Origin of the sequence: Staphylococcus sp. GDY8P196P (genome assembly GCF_017891705.1) — a bacterium.
Lineage (GTDB): Bacteria > Bacillota > Bacilli > Staphylococcales > Staphylococcaceae > Staphylococcus > Staphylococcus ureilyticus.
On record NZ_JAESJS010000003.1, the window covers coordinates 544,690 to 563,474 of the forward strand.

At 31.5% G+C, this 18,785-nt stretch carries 17 protein-coding genes; 14 read left to right on the top strand and 3 right to left on the bottom strand.

Annotation, left to right across the window (positions count from 1 at the left end; translation table 11 throughout):
- Nucleotides 1-9: 9 nt before the first annotated feature.
- Entirely contained in the window at nucleotides 10-1,959 is a 1,950-nt protein-coding gene (locus KA814_RS02655; RefSeq protein WP_064209392.1) for an IucA/IucC family protein, read from the bottom strand.
- A gap of 100 nt (nucleotides 1,960-2,059) precedes the next feature.
- On the opposite strand from KA814_RS02655, the gene KA814_RS02660 reads away from it, so the two are divergent.
- The 7 genes from KA814_RS02660 to KA814_RS02690 all read left to right on the top strand — a co-directional run bounded on the left by KA814_RS02660 (nucleotide 2,060) and on the right by KA814_RS02690 (nucleotide 10,942).
- A complete protein-coding gene (locus KA814_RS02660; protein ID WP_064209393.1) occupies nucleotides 2,060-3,235 on the top strand; it encodes an MFS transporter in 1,176 nt (391 codons plus the stop codon).
- Nucleotides 3,232-4,989, top strand: a complete 1,758-nt coding sequence (locus tag KA814_RS02665; protein ID WP_064209394.1) for an IucA/IucC family protein — start codon at nucleotides 3,232-3,234, stop codon at nucleotides 4,987-4,989. The genes KA814_RS02660 and KA814_RS02665 overlap by 4 nt, the downstream gene beginning before the upstream one ends.
- A gap of 2 nt (nucleotides 4,990-4,991) precedes the next feature.
- Nucleotides 4,992-6,053, top strand: a complete 1,062-nt coding sequence (locus tag KA814_RS02670) for an alanine racemase (protein WP_064209395.1) — start codon at nucleotides 4,992-4,994, stop codon at nucleotides 6,051-6,053.
- Nucleotides 6,054-6,147: 94 nt separating this feature from the next.
- Entirely contained in the window at nucleotides 6,148-7,158 is a 1,011-nt protein-coding gene (locus KA814_RS02675) for an ABC transporter substrate-binding protein (RefSeq protein ID WP_210122658.1), read from the top strand.
- Between the two features lie 12 nt (nucleotides 7,159-7,170).
- Nucleotides 7,171-8,205: a FecCD family ABC transporter permease gene (locus KA814_RS02680; protein WP_064209396.1), complete on the top strand. Its 1,035-nt coding sequence runs from the start codon at nucleotides 7,171-7,173 to the stop codon at nucleotides 8,203-8,205.
- Nucleotides 8,202-9,164, top strand: a complete 963-nt coding sequence (locus KA814_RS02685; RefSeq protein ID WP_046208397.1) for a FecCD family ABC transporter permease — start codon at nucleotides 8,202-8,204, stop codon at nucleotides 9,162-9,164. The genes KA814_RS02680 and KA814_RS02685 overlap by 4 nt, the downstream gene beginning before the upstream one ends.
- Nucleotides 9,165-9,568: 404 nt before the next feature.
- The gene (locus KA814_RS02690; protein WP_046208396.1) at nucleotides 9,569-10,942 is read left to right on the top strand and encodes a YjiH family protein; all 1,374 of its coding nucleotides are present in this window, start codon (nucleotides 9,569-9,571) and stop codon (nucleotides 10,940-10,942) included.
- 104 nt (nucleotides 10,943-11,046) lie between these two features.
- Here the strand turns inward: KA814_RS02690 and KA814_RS02695 are convergent, their stop codons facing one another.
- Nucleotides 11,047-11,364 (bottom strand): heme oxygenase, encoded by a 318-nt coding sequence (locus tag KA814_RS02695; RefSeq protein ID WP_046208395.1) that lies wholly within the window; start codon nucleotides 11,362-11,364, stop codon nucleotides 11,047-11,049.
- Between the two features lie 182 nt (nucleotides 11,365-11,546).
- Nucleotides 11,547-11,807 (bottom strand): SunI/YnzG family protein, encoded by a 261-nt coding sequence (locus KA814_RS02700; protein WP_046208394.1) that lies wholly within the window; start codon nucleotides 11,805-11,807, stop codon nucleotides 11,547-11,549.
- 177 nt (nucleotides 11,808-11,984) lie between these two features.
- Here KA814_RS02700 and KA814_RS02705 point away from each other — a divergent pair, with 177 nt between their 5' ends.
- The 7 genes from KA814_RS02705 to KA814_RS02735 all read left to right on the top strand — a co-directional run bounded on the left by KA814_RS02705 (nucleotide 11,985) and on the right by KA814_RS02735 (nucleotide 18,398).
- The gene (locus KA814_RS02705) at nucleotides 11,985-12,485 is read left to right on the top strand and encodes a metal-dependent hydrolase (RefSeq protein ID WP_046208393.1); all 501 of its coding nucleotides are present in this window, start codon (nucleotides 11,985-11,987) and stop codon (nucleotides 12,483-12,485) included.
- 115 nt (nucleotides 12,486-12,600) lie between these two features.
- Entirely contained in the window at nucleotides 12,601-13,788 is a 1,188-nt protein-coding gene (locus tag KA814_RS02710; RefSeq protein WP_046208392.1) for a UTP--glucose-1-phosphate uridylyltransferase, read from the top strand.
- Nucleotides 13,789-13,806: 18 nt separating this feature from the next.
- The gene (gene trhA / locus KA814_RS02715) at nucleotides 13,807-14,490 is read left to right on the top strand and encodes a PAQR family membrane homeostasis protein TrhA (RefSeq protein WP_046208391.1); all 684 of its coding nucleotides are present in this window, start codon (nucleotides 13,807-13,809) and stop codon (nucleotides 14,488-14,490) included.
- Between the two features lie 248 nt (nucleotides 14,491-14,738).
- Nucleotides 14,739-16,082: a multidrug efflux MFS transporter SdrM gene (sdrM, locus tag KA814_RS02720; protein ID WP_210122659.1), complete on the top strand. Its 1,344-nt coding sequence runs from the start codon at nucleotides 14,739-14,741 to the stop codon at nucleotides 16,080-16,082.
- A gap of 188 nt (nucleotides 16,083-16,270) precedes the next feature.
- Nucleotides 16,271-16,726 carry a SepA family multidrug efflux transporter gene (locus KA814_RS02725; protein WP_046208389.1) on the top strand — a complete coding sequence of 152 codons (456 nt, stop codon included), beginning with the start codon at nucleotides 16,271-16,273 and terminating at the stop codon, nucleotides 16,724-16,726.
- Between the two features lie 45 nt (nucleotides 16,727-16,771).
- Nucleotides 16,772-17,164 (top strand): MFS transporter, encoded by a 393-nt coding sequence (locus tag KA814_RS02730; protein WP_064209397.1) that lies wholly within the window; start codon nucleotides 16,772-16,774, stop codon nucleotides 17,162-17,164.
- Nucleotides 17,165-17,333: 169 nt separating this feature from the next.
- A complete protein-coding gene (locus KA814_RS02735) occupies nucleotides 17,334-18,398 on the top strand; it encodes an Mrp/NBP35 family ATP-binding protein (protein WP_046208387.1) in 1,065 nt (354 codons plus the stop codon).
- Nucleotides 18,399-18,785 lie beyond the last annotated feature (387 nt).

An 18,785-nucleotide genomic window follows, 5' to 3' on the forward strand; every position in this document is an offset into this window, starting at 1 on the left:
TGTGTATATTTATTTCTGATGTAAAGGATTGTCAACTTTAATATAGGTATAGTAATCCGCTTCATCAGTCAGACGCATGGTTGTAACACATTTATAATCTATTTTGGGTGCCAATAGGATTGATTTTATATTTTTCACGCGTTGTTGGTCATCTATATCGTTTGCAATATCATTTAATTTAGCAATTAAAATATCTCGAATCAATTGCCAAAGTTGCTTTTCAAAATTAGAATCTTCACTTGATTTTGTAATACTGACAATTAATTCACCGAGATGATTTTGAATACTTGAATAAAAGACTTTATTAAATACTGTTTGAGGTTGATCAGATAAAATTAAAGATTTTTCATGAAAACTTGCAGTACTATAACCCATCTTATTCAAGCGTATGCGATCGATACGTAACCCCTCAAAATCACGTATATAAAGCCAATCTAATCGTCCATCTTCACTAAATGTAGCGATTGAATTTTGTAAATGTGCTTCAAGGGCGATACCGTATTTCACATACAGAGGAATCGTGATATCTATTAAGGCTTGACCGTATTGATTTATCCAAGATAAAGCAGCGATTTCAAAGGTCGGAAACTTATTTTTTTCTTTATATTTGTTAATTAACGAAACAATTAATGGTTCATTATTATATATAGTTGAACTAACTAACGCTGAAGGGATGATAGGTGTAGTTTCATTTTTAATTAAATGATAAATATTGGTTCTAAATAATGTACCTAGTTGTTCACTTCTTTTAGTTCTGGTAGTGACTTTGTCCAATGAATTATAAAAATGAATACCAGCAAGTTCATCTATAGTATCAGCGTTTATATGCTTAAATAATGAATCTTTTTGTTTTATATCATTAAGGATATGTGTTACTTGTGGACCATTTATTGTAGTTTGCTCAGATAATGTTCTAATCTCACCAGTAATATGAACATTGGTTGATAACTTGATATGAGGTGACTTTTTAGGATATTTGGGCATTAAAGTTCTAAATGATAATCCTGCGTAATAAGATTGTTGATAATCAATTGGTATCAATCGCTTTGTTTTTAATTCTTCTTTATATTCTTGTAATAAGATATGGTCGTATTGCCATGGATGGACGACCATAACGTAATATTGATTAACTTGATCATGACCAACATGATTCATAACAGCTGCTTCTAACCCTTCAAACAATCTAAAAAGTAAATCATTTTCTTCTTCAATATAAGTCTGAGCTTTTGCTATTGATTTATGTATTAAAATAAATTGTAAGGATATGGCATTACCAAATTCGGCTGAATAATTAATTACAGTTTCTGGTGTCATTCCTTTACGTAATTTAGCACCCGGATGAATTGGGTGACCTTCAATAACAAACTGTTCAGAACTCAAATAACTGTCCTCTGCATTCATGATTAATTCATATAAGCTTTTTTTATTGTTCTCTAATGTATATGCTTGATAACTTAATGCAATGGCCATATTTGTGACACTGTTGTTCAAATCTTCATAAAATTGTGTACTAGCTTCATTATCTAGCTCTGGTGATATCGTTAAAATAATATTTAATATTTCATTTGGATGTTGGACTCTATTGTAATTTCCGTTGTCTTCAATATAAAATGGTCCTTGAACGTCTAGACGATCAAATGCATGATTTCCTGTAATCGTTGCATATAGCGTCTTATTAACTTTCGGGAACGCAATGGATAACAATTTGCTGTTTGCTGGTAAGTGCACAATGTTCAAATCTTGGTTAGAAATAATCTTACTGTAACTCCGACTGTCTATTAAATTTTCTCTATGTAATGAAGAAATTAATCTTTGAGATATTTTATCTCGACTTTCTAAAAGCATATTTAAAAACAATTGTGCCCATTGTTCATTGATTGATAATAAATAATCAAATGCATGTTGTTCATCATTGTTCATTTTATTTGATAAATTGTTGTTAATACTTTTTGAATTCATAAAGCACCTCTAAATATTATTTTACAAAAGTATAGGATATTTGTATAATCCATAATATCGATAATGATAATTATTATCAATTAAAAAGTCGGGTGAAAATATGGCAAAGTACTTTTTTTCAAGTTCTTTCCTATTGTTTTTAGGAAATTGGATTGGACATATCACTTTAAATTGGTATGTGTATTCGTTATATCATAACGCAATTTATCTTGGACTGATTAATTTTTTCCGCCTTGTACCTATTTTGCTCATAAGTGTATGGGCTGGTGCAATAGCAGATCGATATAATAGGGGGAAACTACTGAAAATAACTATCTCTTCCTCTTTTCTACTTACCACTTTACTGTGTGTCTTAATCTTTCAAGATTGGGATATACCGATTGTAGTATTTTTATTATATTCTTTGGGTAGAGGTATGATGAGTGCAATAGAAACACCAGTACGTCAATCTGTGCTACCAGATTTGTCGAAACGCTTAACAACAACTCAGGTGGTTTCGTACCATTCATTTATTATTAATATTTGTCGATCAATAGGTCCTGCTATAGCTGGTTTAGTAATGGCAAACTATAACGCACAAATAAGTTTCAGTATACAAGCGATATGTTACTTAATATCTCTGATACTATGTTTGCCTCTAAAGTTTGAACAACCGCATTATAATGAAGTGGAAAAACAAATGAGTATTAAATTTGTTTTTGAATATTTTAAGGATAATAGCGTGGGTACAAGGATATTTGTAACATCTTTGTTTATCATGGCTAGTGGTTTTACATATACTTCACTATTACCAGTTTTAACAGATAAGACGTTCCCTGAACAAGTCACGATGTTTGGGACAGCGATGACATGTTGCGCAATAGGTGGAATTATTGCGACGATGATTTTACCTAATTTATTAGAAAATATTCCTATGGTGAAGATGTATTATTATAGTTCGATATTATTTGGCGTCTCTTTGTTAGGCAGTATTAGCCAGAATACGATATTATTTTTTATTTCAATATTCTTAATCGGTCTGTTCAGTCAATGGGCGCGTACAACCAATAGGATTTATTTTCAACATCGTGTTAAATCAGAGCATCGAGGGAAGGTATTAAGTGTTGTAATGATGGATAGGGGAATGATTCCTTTAGGTGCTATGATCATGAGTTTTTTAACAGAATATATAGGTGTTATTGAAACATTTATAATTATGGGATTAAGCACCTTAACGATTGCATTAATATTTGGCATGATTAACAGACAAAGAAGAAACGGAGGCAATGTTGTATGATGCATCATTTATGGAAATCAGCAGATTTAAATATTCAATATCGCATGTTTAATGCGATTCTTAAAGAACATATTTTTCCAGAGAAAATGTTTTTTAAATCTTTTGATAACTGCGTAGAACTACAATATAAAGGACAAGCATTAGCTGTTAACTATATCAGAAAGAGTCCGTTAATGCGTTATGTTTTTGAGGGTGAGCTACGTTATATTAAAGGTGATGCAAGTGTCACTATTAAAACTTTGGAACAATTACTTGAAATATTAACAAATCAATTTGATATTCCTATTAGCGCTAGACTAACTGCAGAGTTACAATCAAGCCGAGAAGGTTTAGCGATGAGTTATGAAAATTTTAAGCATAGACAATCTAACATTCGTGATAGTTTGAAATTTTCAAGAATGCCTAGGACCATCAACTTTTTTACATGGCTTCAACATATGAAAGAAAATAATGGTGTAAATGATTTAATTTATTCTGAAAGTCTTGTAGAGGAAGGCCATCCTACGCATCCTTTAACTAAAACAAAGCTGCCATTAACGAAAGAAGAAGTTAAATTATATGCGCCGGAATTTGAAAAAATTATTCCATTGAAAATTATGCTTATTCATAAACAATTTTGTATAGCAACTGCGATGGAAGGTGATGAACAATATATCATCAATCAAGTCATTCCTGAATATAAAGATAAAATAAAAGTATTTCTAGCTTCACATGATTTAGAATTAGCAGATTATCGCATTATACTTGTACATCCATGGCAATATGAAAATGTTATTCCACAACAATTTGGTCATTGGATAGAAACACAACGTCTTTTAGCGACGCCTTTTGACATAGAATCCAAAGCAACATTGTCTTTTAGAACAATGGATTTGCTCGATAAATCTTTTCATGTCAAGTTACCAATCAATGTACAGGCGACAAGTGCAGTGAGAACTGTTTCATCAGTCACCACCGTTGATGGCCCGAAATTAAGTTATGAGTTACAAGATATGATGGATGTATATCCTCAATTGAAAGTCGCTATGGAGCCCTATGGTTTACATGCTGATACAGATGAAGATAGCGCACGACAATTAGCTTGTATCGTGCGCTATCAGCCACAAATTTCAAACACTGGTCTCACGATAGTAACAGGAAGTTTAGTCAACAGAAACCCTGTAGATAATCAAATTATTGTTGATAGTTATATAGAATGGCTTGGTTTAAAAGTAAGCAAAGCTTCAATTAAAACATTTATTAGTAATTATGCATTAACGCTTATAAAACCATTAATAGCGTATATCCAAGATTATGGTATTGCTTTAGAAGCACATATGCAAAATACCATTGTTCATTTGGATCAAGAATTTAAAATGGAATTTTTGATTAGAGATTTAGGAGGCTCAAGGATTGATTTAAATACGTTGAGGGGCCGATTACCTAACATTAATATTACTAATAAAAGTTTAATAGCTGAAAATATTGAAGCGGTAATCGCAAAATTCCAACATGCAGTCATTCAAAATCAAATGTCAGAACTAATCCATCATTTTACACAATATGAAGATATTGAAGCAGATGAATTATTTGAACTTGTGCGTGAAGCTGTTGAACAATCTATTGACCCTCAAAAAGCACATGCGCAAATATTACGACAAACCTTATTTGGATCCAAGATTAATGTAAAAGCATTGTTACGCATGAGAATGGAAGGTAAGGTTAAAAATTATTTAACTGTAGATTTAGATAACCCTTTAAGTAAAGAGGTGTAATTATGGCAAAGATCAAAGTAAATCTTTCTAAAATTAAGTACAATGCCATGACTTTAAGTGCGCTTTTAAATCAGCACCATATTGATTTTACACCTGTGATTAAATGTGTGGCTGGCGATGAAAAAATCGTTGAAATGTTTAAAAATATTGGCATTACACATGTTGCAGACGCAAGAATCAGTAATATTCAAAAAAGTACAGATAAAGCAATGTCTTATACATTAATTAGAAATAGTAACCGTAATGAATTAGAAAATTTAGTTCATTACGTTGACACGAGTATTCAAACTGAATTGGCAACAATACGACAAATCAATGAAATCGCAAGTAATTATGATGTGAAACATAATATATTGTTAATGGTTGATTGGAAAGATGCTAGAGAAGGTGTGTTGACTTACGATGTGATTGATTATATTAAAGAAATTATTAACATGCATCATATCTATCTTAAAGGATTGGCTTTTAATTTTATGTGTTTTAATGCAATTGCTCCGACTGAAGAAGATGTTAAGCTGATTAATCAATTTATAACTTCAATCGAGGAAGTCATGCATATGCAATTCGATGTTATCTCAGGTGGCAACTCTAGTATGCTATTACAAATGCTTTATAATGACTTAGGGAAAATTAACGAATTAAGGATCGGAGAAACTTTATTTAGAGGCATTGAAACGACGACGAATCGTTCATTTGATACTTTATATCAAAATGCCATCATTTTAGAGACAGAAATTGTGGAAATTAAGCCACGTATTAACGTAAATGATGGTCAACATTATTTACAAGCAATTGTAGATATAGGAAATTTAGACACAGACGTCAACGATATTCAACCATTACATCATCAAGTGAAAGTTTTGGGTGCAACGAGCGATCACCTTATGATGGATTTGTTAAATAATGAACATTATCATATTGGAGATAAAATTCAGTTTAGCCTAGGTTACAAAGCTTTAGCGCAAAGTATGTTTGTGCCTAATTTACCAAAAGACTATAAGCGTGATGATATCATTGAAAAAATGTGTTATCCCCAAATTAAGGGAATATTGAATAAAATTTGATTTTTATCAAGTTTTAATAAAAAAATTATTGACATTGAGAATCGTTATCAATAAAATTAGATGTGTAATGATACATATCTAAGGAGTGAAAACGATGAAGCAAAGATCTAAATGGATGGGTCTGTTATTAATTACAGTAACGCTTATCTTGCTAGCGGCTTGCGGTAAGGTTAGTGACAATGGTTCTGACCAATCTAAAAATGACGACAAAAGTAAAAACGGCACAACGATAAAGCATGATGGGGGAACAACGAACATTGATAAAAAACCTAAACGTGTAGTTGCACTTGAGTTTTCATTTGTTGATGCATTGGCTGCATTAGATATTAAACCGGTTGGTGTGGCAGATGATGGAAAAAAAGAGAGGATTTTAGCACCGATTCGTGAAAAAATAAGTGATTATCAATCAGTGGGTGCACGTAAACAACCAAATTTGGAAGAAATTAGTAATCAGAAACCAGATTTAATTATTGCAGATAGCAACAGACATAAGGGTATACAAAAAGATTTAGAAAAAATTGCCCCAACGATTATGTTACCAAGCTTTGATAGTGATTATAAAGATAACCTAGATGCTTTTAAAACAATTGCTAAAGCTACAGGTGAAGAAGATAAAGGAAAAGAGAGACTAAAAAAACATAATGAGTTAATGGATAAATACAAGAAAGAAATAACAATGGATAAATCACAACCAGTATTAGCGACAGTCATTGCCAAATCTGGTTTGCTCGCACATCCAGAAAACACATATGTTGGTGAATTATTGAAAGAATTAGGCTTTAACAACGCGCTTAATAAAACTGAAACAGATAACCTATCTAAATATTTGAAAGGACCATATTTACAACTAAATTCAGAAGTGCTTTCAGATATTAATCCAGGACGCATGTTTATCATGGTGGACAAGGGAAAAAATGATCCAAACTTGAAAAAACAAGAAGAAGAACCAGTTTGGCAAAGTTTAGATGCTGTTAAAAATGATAGAATTGCAGTTGTAGATAGAAATACTTGGGCTCGTGCACGAGGCATCATTTCTTCTGAAGAGATAGCTAAACAATTAGTAGAGATTTCAAAAGATGAAAAAAATGATAAACAACAAAAGTAAGGTGAACGGTAAATGACTAAGTCTAATAGCATTAACCAAACCAAAACTGAAGATAAGAAACATAATAAACGCACAGCACTCACATTTATTGTGAGTGTGTGTGCGCTTTTTGTGATTATTTATTTTAACTTAAGTGTAGGAGCATCTCATATTACATTAAATGATTTTAATGATTATTTTTTAACGCATTCACATACTAAACAAACATTTTTAATACATAATGTACGAATCCCAAGAATGTTAGCAGGATTATTCATAGGTGCAGCGCTAGGGTTAGCAGGATTGTTAATGCAAGCAATGACTAGAAATCCATTGGCTTCTCCTCAAATATTTGGCGTAAATTCTGGCGCATCTTTCGTGATTGTATTGATTACTATGATCATGCCTTCATTGTCGACTTATGCCACGATATTCGCTTTTATAGGTGCATTTATAGGAGGGCTTACGGTTTATGCATTATCTGGCTCAACAAAAGGGATGACACCCATTAAGTTAGCGCTTGCTGGAATGGCTATCCATTTATTTTTTTCAAGCATGACACAAGGCATTATCTTATTAAATGAAGATGCTACATCAACGGTAATGTTTTGGTTAGTAGGGTCTTTATCGTCGATTACATGGACGCAAGTTTTAGGTATCTTGCCGTGGTTGATACTTGCATTTATTTGTACAATTATCATTTCTAAACAATTGACAATCATGGAATTAGGTGAAGATTTAGCAACTTCATTAGGCCAAAATGTTAAATTAATAAGAATGATTATTGGTATCTTAGTTATTGTACTGGCAGGTACTTCTGTTTCAATAGCAGGTCCAATCGGTTTTGTAGGTTTGATTGTACCGCATATCGTTAAACATTATATTAAAACTGATTATAGATTAATGGTTCCTTTAACAATAATTATCGGCGCAAATTTATTATTATTATCTGACGTTTTAAGCAGATTGATTGCCTTTCCTTTTGAATCACCTGTAGGCATAGTAACGTCATTTATAGGTGCTTTTTATTTCTTAGCATTTACAATAAAAGGGGTGAGAAGGCTATGATGAGACCATTCATATTTCGATATTCGCTTGTCACAGTATTGTTATTGATTGCGTCGATTGCGTCTCTTTCCATAGGTGCTGTATTCATCAATCCGTTCGAAGCAGTAAGTAGCCTTTTTACACAAAATAATTTTATTATTAACGAATATAGAGCACCAAGAATGTTTTTAGCATTAATTGTAGGTAGTAGCCTTGCCATTTCTGGCGCATTAATACAGGGCGTTGTAAGAAATGCGCTAGCTTCCCCTGATGTGATTGGTATTACCAAAGGTGCAAGTTTATCTGCTGTTACAATTATCATGTTATTTCCATCAGCGCCTTTATTCATATTGCCGTTTGGCTCTTTTGCAGGTGCATTAATTATCAGTATGATTTTAACTATATTAATATCAAAATTTAATGTAAAAGGTTCTAAGTTAGCGCTAATTGGTTTAGCGATAGGTGCGATATGTACAGCAATCGTGCAATATATGCTCATACGTAACCCCCTTGATGCTAATACGGCATTAGTTTGGCTGACAGGTAGCTTATATGGTCATAGTATGTCAAATGTGTGGGTGATATTACCTTGGTTTATTGTTGCATTACCAGTGATATTTTATTATTGTCATCAACTAGATATTTTAACATTAGGTGATGATATAGCGATTGCACTCGGAGCAAAAGTGAAAAAAGTAAAGGCAATACTTTTATTTTTAGCTGTTATTCTAGCAGGCGCTTCAATATCTGTTGTTGGGGGTCTAAGCTTTTTAGGACTTATTGCACCTCATATGGCTAGACAGTTAGTTGGTCACAAGCACAAACATATTACATTTATGTCTGGTTTGTTAGGCGCTTTAATTTTAATGATAAGTGACAGCCTAGCAAGAGGTATTCACCCGCCAATTGATATTCCAGTTGGTGTTATCGTCGCTATTGTTGGTGTGCCTTATTTTCTGTTTTTATTAAGAAAATTATAAATTTAATATATAAAAGATTGAAAAAGAAAACGCTTTCATTTAAAGTAGAGGCTGAGAAACAATAGATTCGTACTAGCCTCATTGCACATTGACAGTAAATGACTGAGCTGAAAATAAAAGTCCACTTCACTTTTTATCGAGTTAAAGGGACTTATGCATGAGCGACGGCTCAAGCAATTAATTTATAATTTTTTCAATTCTAGTCATGCTTGCCGGGGTGGGACGACGAAATCTATTTTATAAAATTAGATTTCTGTTCCGCTCCCTTTTATTATCTATAAAAAATTATGACATTAAAAAGACATAAAAATTTAATTTACATATTTATACAAAATAGGTTATAATTATTGCTGTTGCTTTTAAAGTGTTTATAAAAATATATACACACCTAAGGGGTGAACAAAATGGACGATTACAGTAAAGCACAAATTATTAAAGGAAGATTAAAATTCATTTTGATGTCAGTTTTGGGGATTATACTATTTTTGATTCCTGTAACTGTGACTGAAGATGGCGAAAAGCAAACGACTTTACCAGTGGCATTTTTAGCAGGCTTATTAAAAGATTTATTAGGTGATGCGATGCCATTAATCATTGTAATAATAATAACTATTTCAGGTGTTTTATCTATCATCTGTTCGACGGTATTAAAAAATAAATTGCAACCTGAAGGATTAATGAATAATGCATTTAATGTCAAATTTGTTTGGCTTATTTTAAGAATTTTAGCCGTTATTTTTGTCTGGATGACATATTTAAAAATGGGATCAAAAGCAGTTTATTCTGCTGATACTGGTGGTTTAGTGTTTGAAAGTTTATTACCAACGCTTGTATCTGTATTTTTCTTTGCTGCGCTTTTTTTACCTTTATTAATGGAGTATGGCTTATTGGAATTATTAGGACCTATTTTCAGACCAATCATGAGGCCATTATTCACATTACCAGGACGTTCGACAGTGGATAATTTAGCATCATTTATTGGTGATGGGACAGTTGGTGTTTTAATAACAAGTAGACAGTATGAAGGTGGTTTTTATTCTAGACGTGAAGCGACAGTTATAGCCACTACCTTCAGTGTAGTATCATTAACCTTTGCAATTGTAGTTGCAGAAACAGTACATATGCAAAATCATTTCTTTTATTTTTATTTATCAGTAATTGTATCATGTATTGTATGTGCTTTGATTTTACCTAGAATATGGCCGTTGAGTACGATTAAAGATGAATATTCAAAAGAAGTATCTGAGGAAATGCGTACTGAAAAGTTACCTGCAAATAAAACTGCTTTGAGACATGGTTTTGACATGGCTACTGAAACTGGAATCAAAGCACCAGGATTCAAATCGTTCTTTAAATCTGGTTTTAAAACAGTTATAGATATGTGGTTCGTTATATTACCAGTTGTGATGAGTGTTGGAACTTTAGCTACGCTCATTGCGACTTATACTCCAATATTTGGAATTATAGGTAAACCTTTTGTTCCTTATTTAGAGTTATTGCAAATTCCAGAAGCTGCACAAGCTTCAGAAACTGTCTTGATCGGTTTTGCTGACATGTTCTTGCCATCTATTTTAATTGAAGGCGTTGGAAATGACATAACATTGTTTGTCATTGGTGCTTTAAGTATTACGCAGTTGATTTATTTATCTGAAGTGGGTGGCGTGATTTTAGGATCTAAAATCCCAGTTAGTATTTTTAAATTATTTGTTATTTTCTTGATTAGAACAATCATTGCTTTACCGATTATTGCATTAATGGCCCATCTTTATTTTAATTAAATTAAACAAAATAAAACACACATAAACTCATATTTGAAATTATTTTAAAAGTGATTGACCTTTAAAACGTTTCTTATATGTGTAAATGTGTGTGTTTTATTTAATTAGTGAAGTTTTGTTAAAACAGTTGCTTTAACGATTTTATTTCCTAAAATAGGTGATGGTTCATCTTGTGAAGAAGTGTTTCTTTGGCTGTGCGCCTCTTTAAAAGCATCACTTTTTAGCCAACCATTAAAAGCTTCTTCATTTTCCCACCACGTATTAACATACATTTGGTCGTAATCTGTCTCGTCGTCTATTAACCATACTTCAATATGATGAAAGCCATCTAAATCTTGAATTTTTCCACCTTGTGTAAATTTCGGAGCTAGCTTTTCAGCAAACCCTTTCTTAACATCTATTCGATTAGTAACTACATACATATTTTCCACCTACTTTCATATTGATATTTTTAGTATAGCATTTAACTAAACTGTTATCTGATTGAAAACCATTATTTATTATTTCATGTGTTTGCATATAAAAAGAAGTGAAATCCTATTTTTCAGAATTTCACTTCTTTTTATAATCAATTAAATTCACTAAGTTTAACTTTTAGTGACTACTATTTTGTAATTTCATTATAAACTTTTTGATCATTTTGTGTGTAAATAATGTATTCATGGTTATCAGTATCGATGATAACACGATTAGTTTTTCCAAATGTAGAACCAATACGTGAAACTTTATCTCTATCTAATTTTGGAACTGCATGGATATTTTGATCTTGTGAAACATTTTTAATCTCGCTTGTTGGAATCTTAATATCAGCGACTCTCCATTGAATTCTTACTTCATTGTTATCTTTTTTTACTGTCATTGCCATATCGTGAACACATCCTTTAAATTATTTATAGCTATAGCATACAACAAAAAGTAATCGTTTTCAAGTGATTGTGTGATACTTTTGATTATTATGTCATACTATTTATCTTTCGCGAAAGTATGTTCGCATTATTGTGGATTTTATGGTAAAATTTAGCCGAGAAAAGGGGCAATGAACATGACAGGCAAAACTCACACATCATGCGGTTTGTTAGTAGGTGCATTAACTATAGAATACTATCAGACAGATTTATTTACATCGATAACAATAATGACACTTGCAGTTATATCAAGCTTATTACCTGATATTTGTCACACGCAGAGTAGAATTGGCAGGCGCTTCAAAGTATTAAGTTTTTTTGTTCGTATACTGTTTGGGCACAGGACATTCACACACTCGTTATTATTTATTTCTATAATTGGTATCCTTTTATATATTATTCAAACACCAGAGTATTATTTAGTTTCAATTATCCTTGGTTTGCTTTCACATGTTATACTAGATATGTTAACGCCTAGAGGTGTAAAGTTATTATATCCAATACCGTTAACGATTAAATTCCCCTTAGTTTTTAAAACAGGTGGCTTAGTAGACTTATCGTTAGCAGGCGCGCTTTCAATAGGTGCACTATACGTATTATTCAAACCATTCTTCAATCATTTCTTTTTAAATTTATGATGATTATGGTTGTGATTATATTTGTAATAATATAAAGTGCATATAGTGAAATTATATATTCCTATTAGATATAAGATATATTTTTTATCTATTTTGAATATAAAGGAGAGAGGACATGTTAGATAAGAAAGAGTTAGAAAAGTTTAACCAAGAACATCTAATAGAATTTGAAAAATTAATGAGTAATAATGAAAAAGAACAATTAGCTAGTCAAGTGGATCAATTAGATTTAACTTACATTCAAAATTTATATCGTGATTTGTATTTAAATAAACAAATAATAGATGACATATCTTCAGTAAATGAAGTGAAATACGATATCAAAGAAAATTTCTCTGAAGAAGAAATTAAACAATTTGAACATGTTGGCCTAGAAGCTATTAAAAAAGGAAGATTTGCAGTAGTTTTAATGGCAGGCGGACAAGGCACACGATTAGGATACAAAGGACCTAAGGGTGCATTTGAGATTGAAGATGTGAGCCTATTTGAATTACAAGCACGTCAATTACTAGAATTGAAAGAACAATCGGGTGTTTATGTAGATTGGTACATTATGACAAGTAAAATAAATGATAGTCAAACTCAGTTGTTTTTTGAAGAAAAAAATTATTTTGGATATGACAAGAACCACGTTCATTTCTTTATTCAAGATAATATCGTTGCATTATCTGAAGAAGGAAAACTTATTTTAGATGTAGATAGTTCTATTTTAGAAACGCCAAATGGTAACGGTGGTGTATTTAAATCACTGAAAAAAGCAGGCTATCTTGAAGATATGACTGAAAACGGTGTTGAATATATCTTTTTAAATAACATTGATAATGTTTTAGTGAAGGTGTTAGATTTGTTTTTTGCAGGATACACTTTCCAAAATAGTATGGATATTACGACGAAATCGATTCAACCTAAACACGGTGAGAGTGTTGGAAGGTTAGTTAAAAATGCTGATAAAGATACCGTGCTTGAATACTCTGAACTAGAAGCGGAAACTGCAAACCAATTAAATAATGCAAACATTGGTATACATATGTTTAAGTTACAATTTATTAACGCTGCTGTAGATAATAAATTGCCTTATCATTTAGCAGTAAAACAGCTTAAACAATTGGATGACGATTTTGGAATTATTGAAAAACCCGCTTTAAAATTTGAATTATTTTATTTTGATATTTTCCAATATGCAAATAGTTTTCTTACATTACAAGTGCCAAGAGAAGAAGAGTTTTCTCCGTTAAAGAATAAAGAAGGAAAAGATAGTGTAGAAACTGCTACAGCTGATTTAAAACGTTTAAATAGGATCTAAGAAAAGGTGATTACATTAATGACTAAACCATTAGAGGTTAAAAGTAATAAAGTCACTAAAACATTTAAAAATATCATACCATTAACATTTGGAGAAGAAATTGGTAATGCAGTATCACATGGCGTCGCTGCCTTTGTAACATTATGCGCTTTACCATATGCAGCGTTACAAAGTTATTTTGCGCATGGTATTTTAGGTTCTTTTAGTGTTTCTATCTATGTAATAAGTATTTTTTTAATGTTTTTATCTTCAACGGTATATCATACAATGCCTAATCATTCGTCGCACAAATTTATTCTTAGAATCATTGATCATAGCATGATTTATATTGCCATTGCCGGTACCTATACACCTGTATGTCTAGTGTTAGTAGGTGGTTGGATAGGTTGGACAGCAATGATAGTTTTATGGGGCATAACCATTTGGGGCATACTCTATAAATCATTGGCTAAACATGTAAATCATAAGCTTAGCTTAACGATGTACTTAGTGATGGGTTGGATTGGGATAATATTTTTACCTACAATTCTTTTCGATACGAGCTTGAAGTTTATGTTATTCATATTGTTGGGTGGCATAGCCTATACGATAGGTGCTTGGTTCTATGCACAAAAAGAGCGACCGTATTTTCACATGATTTGGCATTTATTTATTTTAATAGCTTCTGTGTTTCACTTTATAGCTATTTTATATTTTATGTAATGATCGAATAGATGGAACGTTTTAATGTAAAACATTATTAATTTATAAGATTAATGAGATTAAAGAAATACAGCTAATCAGGGAAGCGGGAGATAAATCAAAATGGTTCATTTGATTTTAATTCTCGCTTTCTTTTTAGTCATTTTTATAGGGCAAAAGAAGTAATTTACTGGAAACCTATTGAACTTAGGCACAAATAGTGATTTAGTAATGATTGATAATGAATGTTTCGTGTTAGGAGATTAAATATGAATATAAAAACATTTGGTGTTGTTGTTGCATTAATACTAATTATGTTTATGTCTGCAATTGAAACTTCAATCGTTTCATTAGCATTGCCAACTATAAAAGAAGATTTAAATGTGACTGGTTCAATATCACTGATATTTTCAGTTTACTTTATAGCAATTGTGATTGCTAATCCAATTGTAGGTGAATTATTGGATCGCACTAAAATTATATACATAACACTTTTGGGATTAGTATTTTTTACAATTGGAAGCTTTTTTTCAGGTATAAGTAGTACATTTGGTATTTTAATTATCTCGCGTTTTATTCAGGGATTGGGTGCAGGAATAATGATGGCTTTGAGCCAAATTGTACCAAAGCTTGCTTTTGCAATTCCTTTAAGATATAAAATTATGGGAATTGTAGGTAGTGTGTGGGGGATATCCAGTATTATAGGTCCGGTCTTAGGTGGCGGAATTTTAGAATTAGCTACTTGGCATTGGTTATTTTTCGTTAATATACCTATCGCTATCATCGCCATGTTATTGGTCATATTTACATTTCATTTTAAACATGAACAGACTACAACTTCACATAAATTAGATATGAAAGGACTTATGTTATTTTATCTGTTTGTTTTCTTTTTAATGTTTACAGTAATGAATAACAATCTGTGGTATTTAAATTGTCTTTCATTTATTATAGCAATTATTATGGGTATGATATTAATTAAAAATGAAAAGGGTGTAGCAGCTCCTTTCTTCCCTGTTAAAGAATTTAATAAAACTATCATACTCGTTTTTACTACAGATTTTTTATATGCAATGATACTGATGGGATATAATTTATATATGCCAATATATCTACAAGAAGAACTGGGTCTGTCTCCCTTGCAGAGTGGATTTGTTATTTTTCCAATTTCCTTTGCTTGGTTAGTGTTGAATTTTAATTTAAATAGGTTAGAAGCAAAAATGTCTAGAAAAGGTTTGTATATATTTGCTTTTACTCTTTTAACAATATGTGGCATTTTTATATTCGCAGGTACAAAAACACCGATATTTATAGCGTTTAGTTTATTGCTGGCTGGTGTTAGTTTTGGAACAGTATATACGAAAGACAGTGTAATAACTCAAGAAGAAACGTCACCTCAGAATATGAAACGCATGATGTCACTATATACATTAACGAAAAGTCTAGGTAATTCTATCGGCTCTACAATTATGGGAACAGTTTATGGTTTAACGGTTTCATTTATCCATTTACCGATACACAATGTGATTATACTTAGTCTTATCATCTTAATCATATTGTTTGTACTTTGGCAGAAACAATATAAACAAGATAATCACAAATGCAATTCTTAGAATAAAAATGAAAAGTCATATGTATTTTAATTATTAAGCAAGTATTGAAGTTTAGTGAATTTTAATACTTGCTTATTTGTATTTTGGTGTATGTTGTTATAATGGTAAAATAAGAAACAGTTTTTTTAATTAAGAATTAATGTAAAATAAACAGAAAATAAATTAGATGAAGGGGAGGACAGTAAGCAATGAAATATATAAAATATTTATTTACGACGCTTATTGTACTTTCGGTATTTATCATTTCAGGTGCTATATTTCTTGCATTCTTAGGATTTGGTTTATATGGATTAAGTCGTATCCTTATATTTTTTCATCTAGCATACTTTGGTTATAATAAAAGCTTTTATGATAACTTGATCTATTATGGTAGTTATATCGTATTGGGTTATTTTACATTGTTTATCATTGAAAATTTGATGGATTATTTTAGGAAAAAACTACCAGATAACCCTTATTTTCAAGGGATAACGTATCATTTAATAACATTTACTGTTACCACATTACTATTCTATTTTATAGTTCACATTCATTATGCATATATAGATATTGATTTTTGGGTAATTGTTGTAATTATGGGTATGTTATTTGTGTGTAAAGAAGTCTTTTATCCTGATAGCGAAAATCTTAATCAGAATAAATAGTCGATGATATAAGTGGTGAGAGGTGATTAAGTTTCCGTAGAATATTTGTCTAAAACAAATAGAAACATGATTGTTGCGGTTATGATTATCAGTGCTTTTATTGCTATATTAAATCAGACACTTTTAAATACAGCTTGCATTAATGCACTTCATAAAAGAGAGATTTCTCATGGAGCTGCAATAAGTAATTTTGGCCGTGTTACTGCGGGCTCCTTAGGCACTGCCTTGATGGTTACAGTTATGACAATAGGAACAAAGATATATACTCAGAATGCTAGAGGTATAGAAAATAAAGAACTATTACAACGACAAGCGATTGCTAATGGTGTGGAGTTCTCATTTATAGTTATTAGTGTATTCGTTGTTATTGGGTTTATCATAGCTTTGTTTATTAAGGAAAACAGGGATGTCAACGAATTTAACATGCGAAAGGTATAAAGAAAGTATAGAGGTTAGCTCCAGTTGTTAAGAATTAAAACAAACTGAGCTAACTTCTTTTGTATTACTAAGATTATATTTATACTAAATGTAAACTACTTAAAGCAAAATTAAGTGATGTTTGTTAGAATATTAATGGATATATTTATAAAATAGAGGGGGACGCTTTGTGTTAACGATAGAGCAAGTTAAAGAACTTGTTGGAGAACTTAAAGATCCAATTATTAATGTTCCTTTAAAGGAAACAGATGGAATCATAGAGGTAACAACAAAAGATGAGATAGAACATGTAAGTGTGAAAGTGGCAATGGCTCAGTTAGGAGGACAGCCTCAGTTAGATTTACAAATGGCTATTGTGGAAGTGCTAAAAGAAAATGGTGCGAATACTGTTGGGATAAGGTTTGAGGAGCTGCCGTCTGATGTTGTTGAACAATATAGAGGTAACAGTGATGACCAACCACAAACAATAGAAGGGCTATTATCAAAAGATAATCCTGTTGAATTTATAGCGATTGCTTCTGGAAAAGGGGGCGTTGGTAAATCCACTGTTGCTGTAAACTTAGCTGTTTCACTAGCAAGAGAAGGCAAAAAAGTTGGACTCGTAGATGCTGACATATATGGATTTAGTGTTCCAGATATGATGGGAATAGATAAAAAACCGGAAGTAGACGGCAAAGAAATTATACCGGTTGAAAGACATGGTGTTAAAGTAATCTCAATGGCATTTTTTGTTGAAGAAAACGCACCAGTTATATGGAGAGGACCTATGTTAGGTAAAATGTTAACTAACTTTTTTGTTGAAGTACGATGGGGAGATTTAGATTACCTGCTTTTAGATTTACCACCAGGTACTGGTGATGTTGCTTTAGATGTACATACGATGTTACCATCCAGTAAAGAAATCATTGTTTCTACACCTCATCCAACTGCAGCTTTTGTTGCAGCAAGAGCGGGAGCTATGGCTAAACATACAGAACATTCTATATTAGGTGTCATAGAAAACATGTCATATTTCGAAAGTAAAGAAACCGGAAATAAAGAGTATGTATTTGGTAAAGGTGGCGGAGAAAAATTAGCAGATGAGTTGCAAACTGAGCTTTTAGGTCAATTACCTTTAGAGCAACCATCATGGAATCCAAAAGATTTCGCACCATCCATTTACCAAGCAGAAGATCGACTAGGTAAAATATATCAATCAATGGCAAAACAAATCATCGACAAAACAAAAAAATAAGGTTTTTAGAAGCGTGAGTAGAAAATTAAAGTTTTCTACTCATTTTTTTCTCTTGCAATTTTTTGAATTGGTGTTAAAATGATTTCTTGTGACCAACAAATGTGTTGTTATATAGTTGTAAAAGTTTGCTACAAAAATTTATATAAACCATTGACTTTTTATAGTCAAATTGATAATATATAAAAGTCGTCAAAAACGGCAAAACATTATTTAAATAAATTTTTAAAAGTGTAAAAAATATACTTGAAAAAAAGGAAATAATATTTTAATATTATTAAAGTGATGTTAAGTGATTGTTAAATAAATTGATTTTTTGTTGACGAAACGTTAACGAAGATGATAAGATAGAAAAGCAATTATTTATCGAAAATGAACATTGAAAACTGA

What these genes read in the sequence shown, in the direction of transcription:
- KA814_RS02695 (WP_046208395.1), bottom strand. Translation starts at nt 11,364, where the DNA reads ATGTATGTAGTTACTAATCGAATAGATGTTAAGAAAGGGTTTGCTGAA.
- KA814_RS02655 (WP_064209392.1), bottom strand. Translation starts at nt 1,959, where the DNA reads ATGAATTCAAAAAGTATTAACAACAATTTATCAAATAAAATGAACAAT.
- KA814_RS02670 (WP_064209395.1), top strand. Translation starts at nt 4,992, where the DNA reads ATGGCAAAGATCAAAGTAAATCTTTCTAAAATTAAGTACAATGCCATG.
- KA814_RS02690 (WP_046208396.1), top strand. Translation starts at nt 9,569, where the DNA reads ATGGACGATTACAGTAAAGCACAAATTATTAAAGGAAGATTAAAATTC.
- KA814_RS02660 (WP_064209393.1), top strand. Translation starts at nt 2,060, where the DNA reads ATGGCAAAGTACTTTTTTTCAAGTTCTTTCCTATTGTTTTTAGGAAAT.
- KA814_RS02705 (WP_046208393.1), top strand. Translation starts at nt 11,985, where the DNA reads ATGACAGGCAAAACTCACACATCATGCGGTTTGTTAGTAGGTGCATTA.
- KA814_RS02680 (WP_064209396.1), top strand. Translation starts at nt 7,171, where the DNA reads ATGACTAAGTCTAATAGCATTAACCAAACCAAAACTGAAGATAAGAAA.
- KA814_RS02725 (WP_046208389.1), top strand. Translation starts at nt 16,271, where the DNA reads ATGAAATATATAAAATATTTATTTACGACGCTTATTGTACTTTCGGTA.
- KA814_RS02675 (WP_210122658.1), top strand. Translation starts at nt 6,148, where the DNA reads ATGAAGCAAAGATCTAAATGGATGGGTCTGTTATTAATTACAGTAACG.
- KA814_RS02700 (WP_046208394.1), bottom strand. Translation starts at nt 11,807, where the DNA reads ATGGCAATGACAGTAAAAAAAGATAACAATGAAGTAAGAATTCAATGG.
- sdrM (WP_210122659.1), top strand. Translation starts at nt 14,739, where the DNA reads ATGAATATAAAAACATTTGGTGTTGTTGTTGCATTAATACTAATTATG.
- trhA (WP_046208391.1), top strand. Translation starts at nt 13,807, where the DNA reads ATGACTAAACCATTAGAGGTTAAAAGTAATAAAGTCACTAAAACATTT.
- KA814_RS02710 (WP_046208392.1), top strand. Translation starts at nt 12,601, where the DNA reads ATGTTAGATAAGAAAGAGTTAGAAAAGTTTAACCAAGAACATCTAATA.
- KA814_RS02665 (WP_064209394.1), top strand. Translation starts at nt 3,232, where the DNA reads ATGATGCATCATTTATGGAAATCAGCAGATTTAAATATTCAATATCGC.
- KA814_RS02685 (WP_046208397.1), top strand. Translation starts at nt 8,202, where the DNA reads ATGATGAGACCATTCATATTTCGATATTCGCTTGTCACAGTATTGTTA.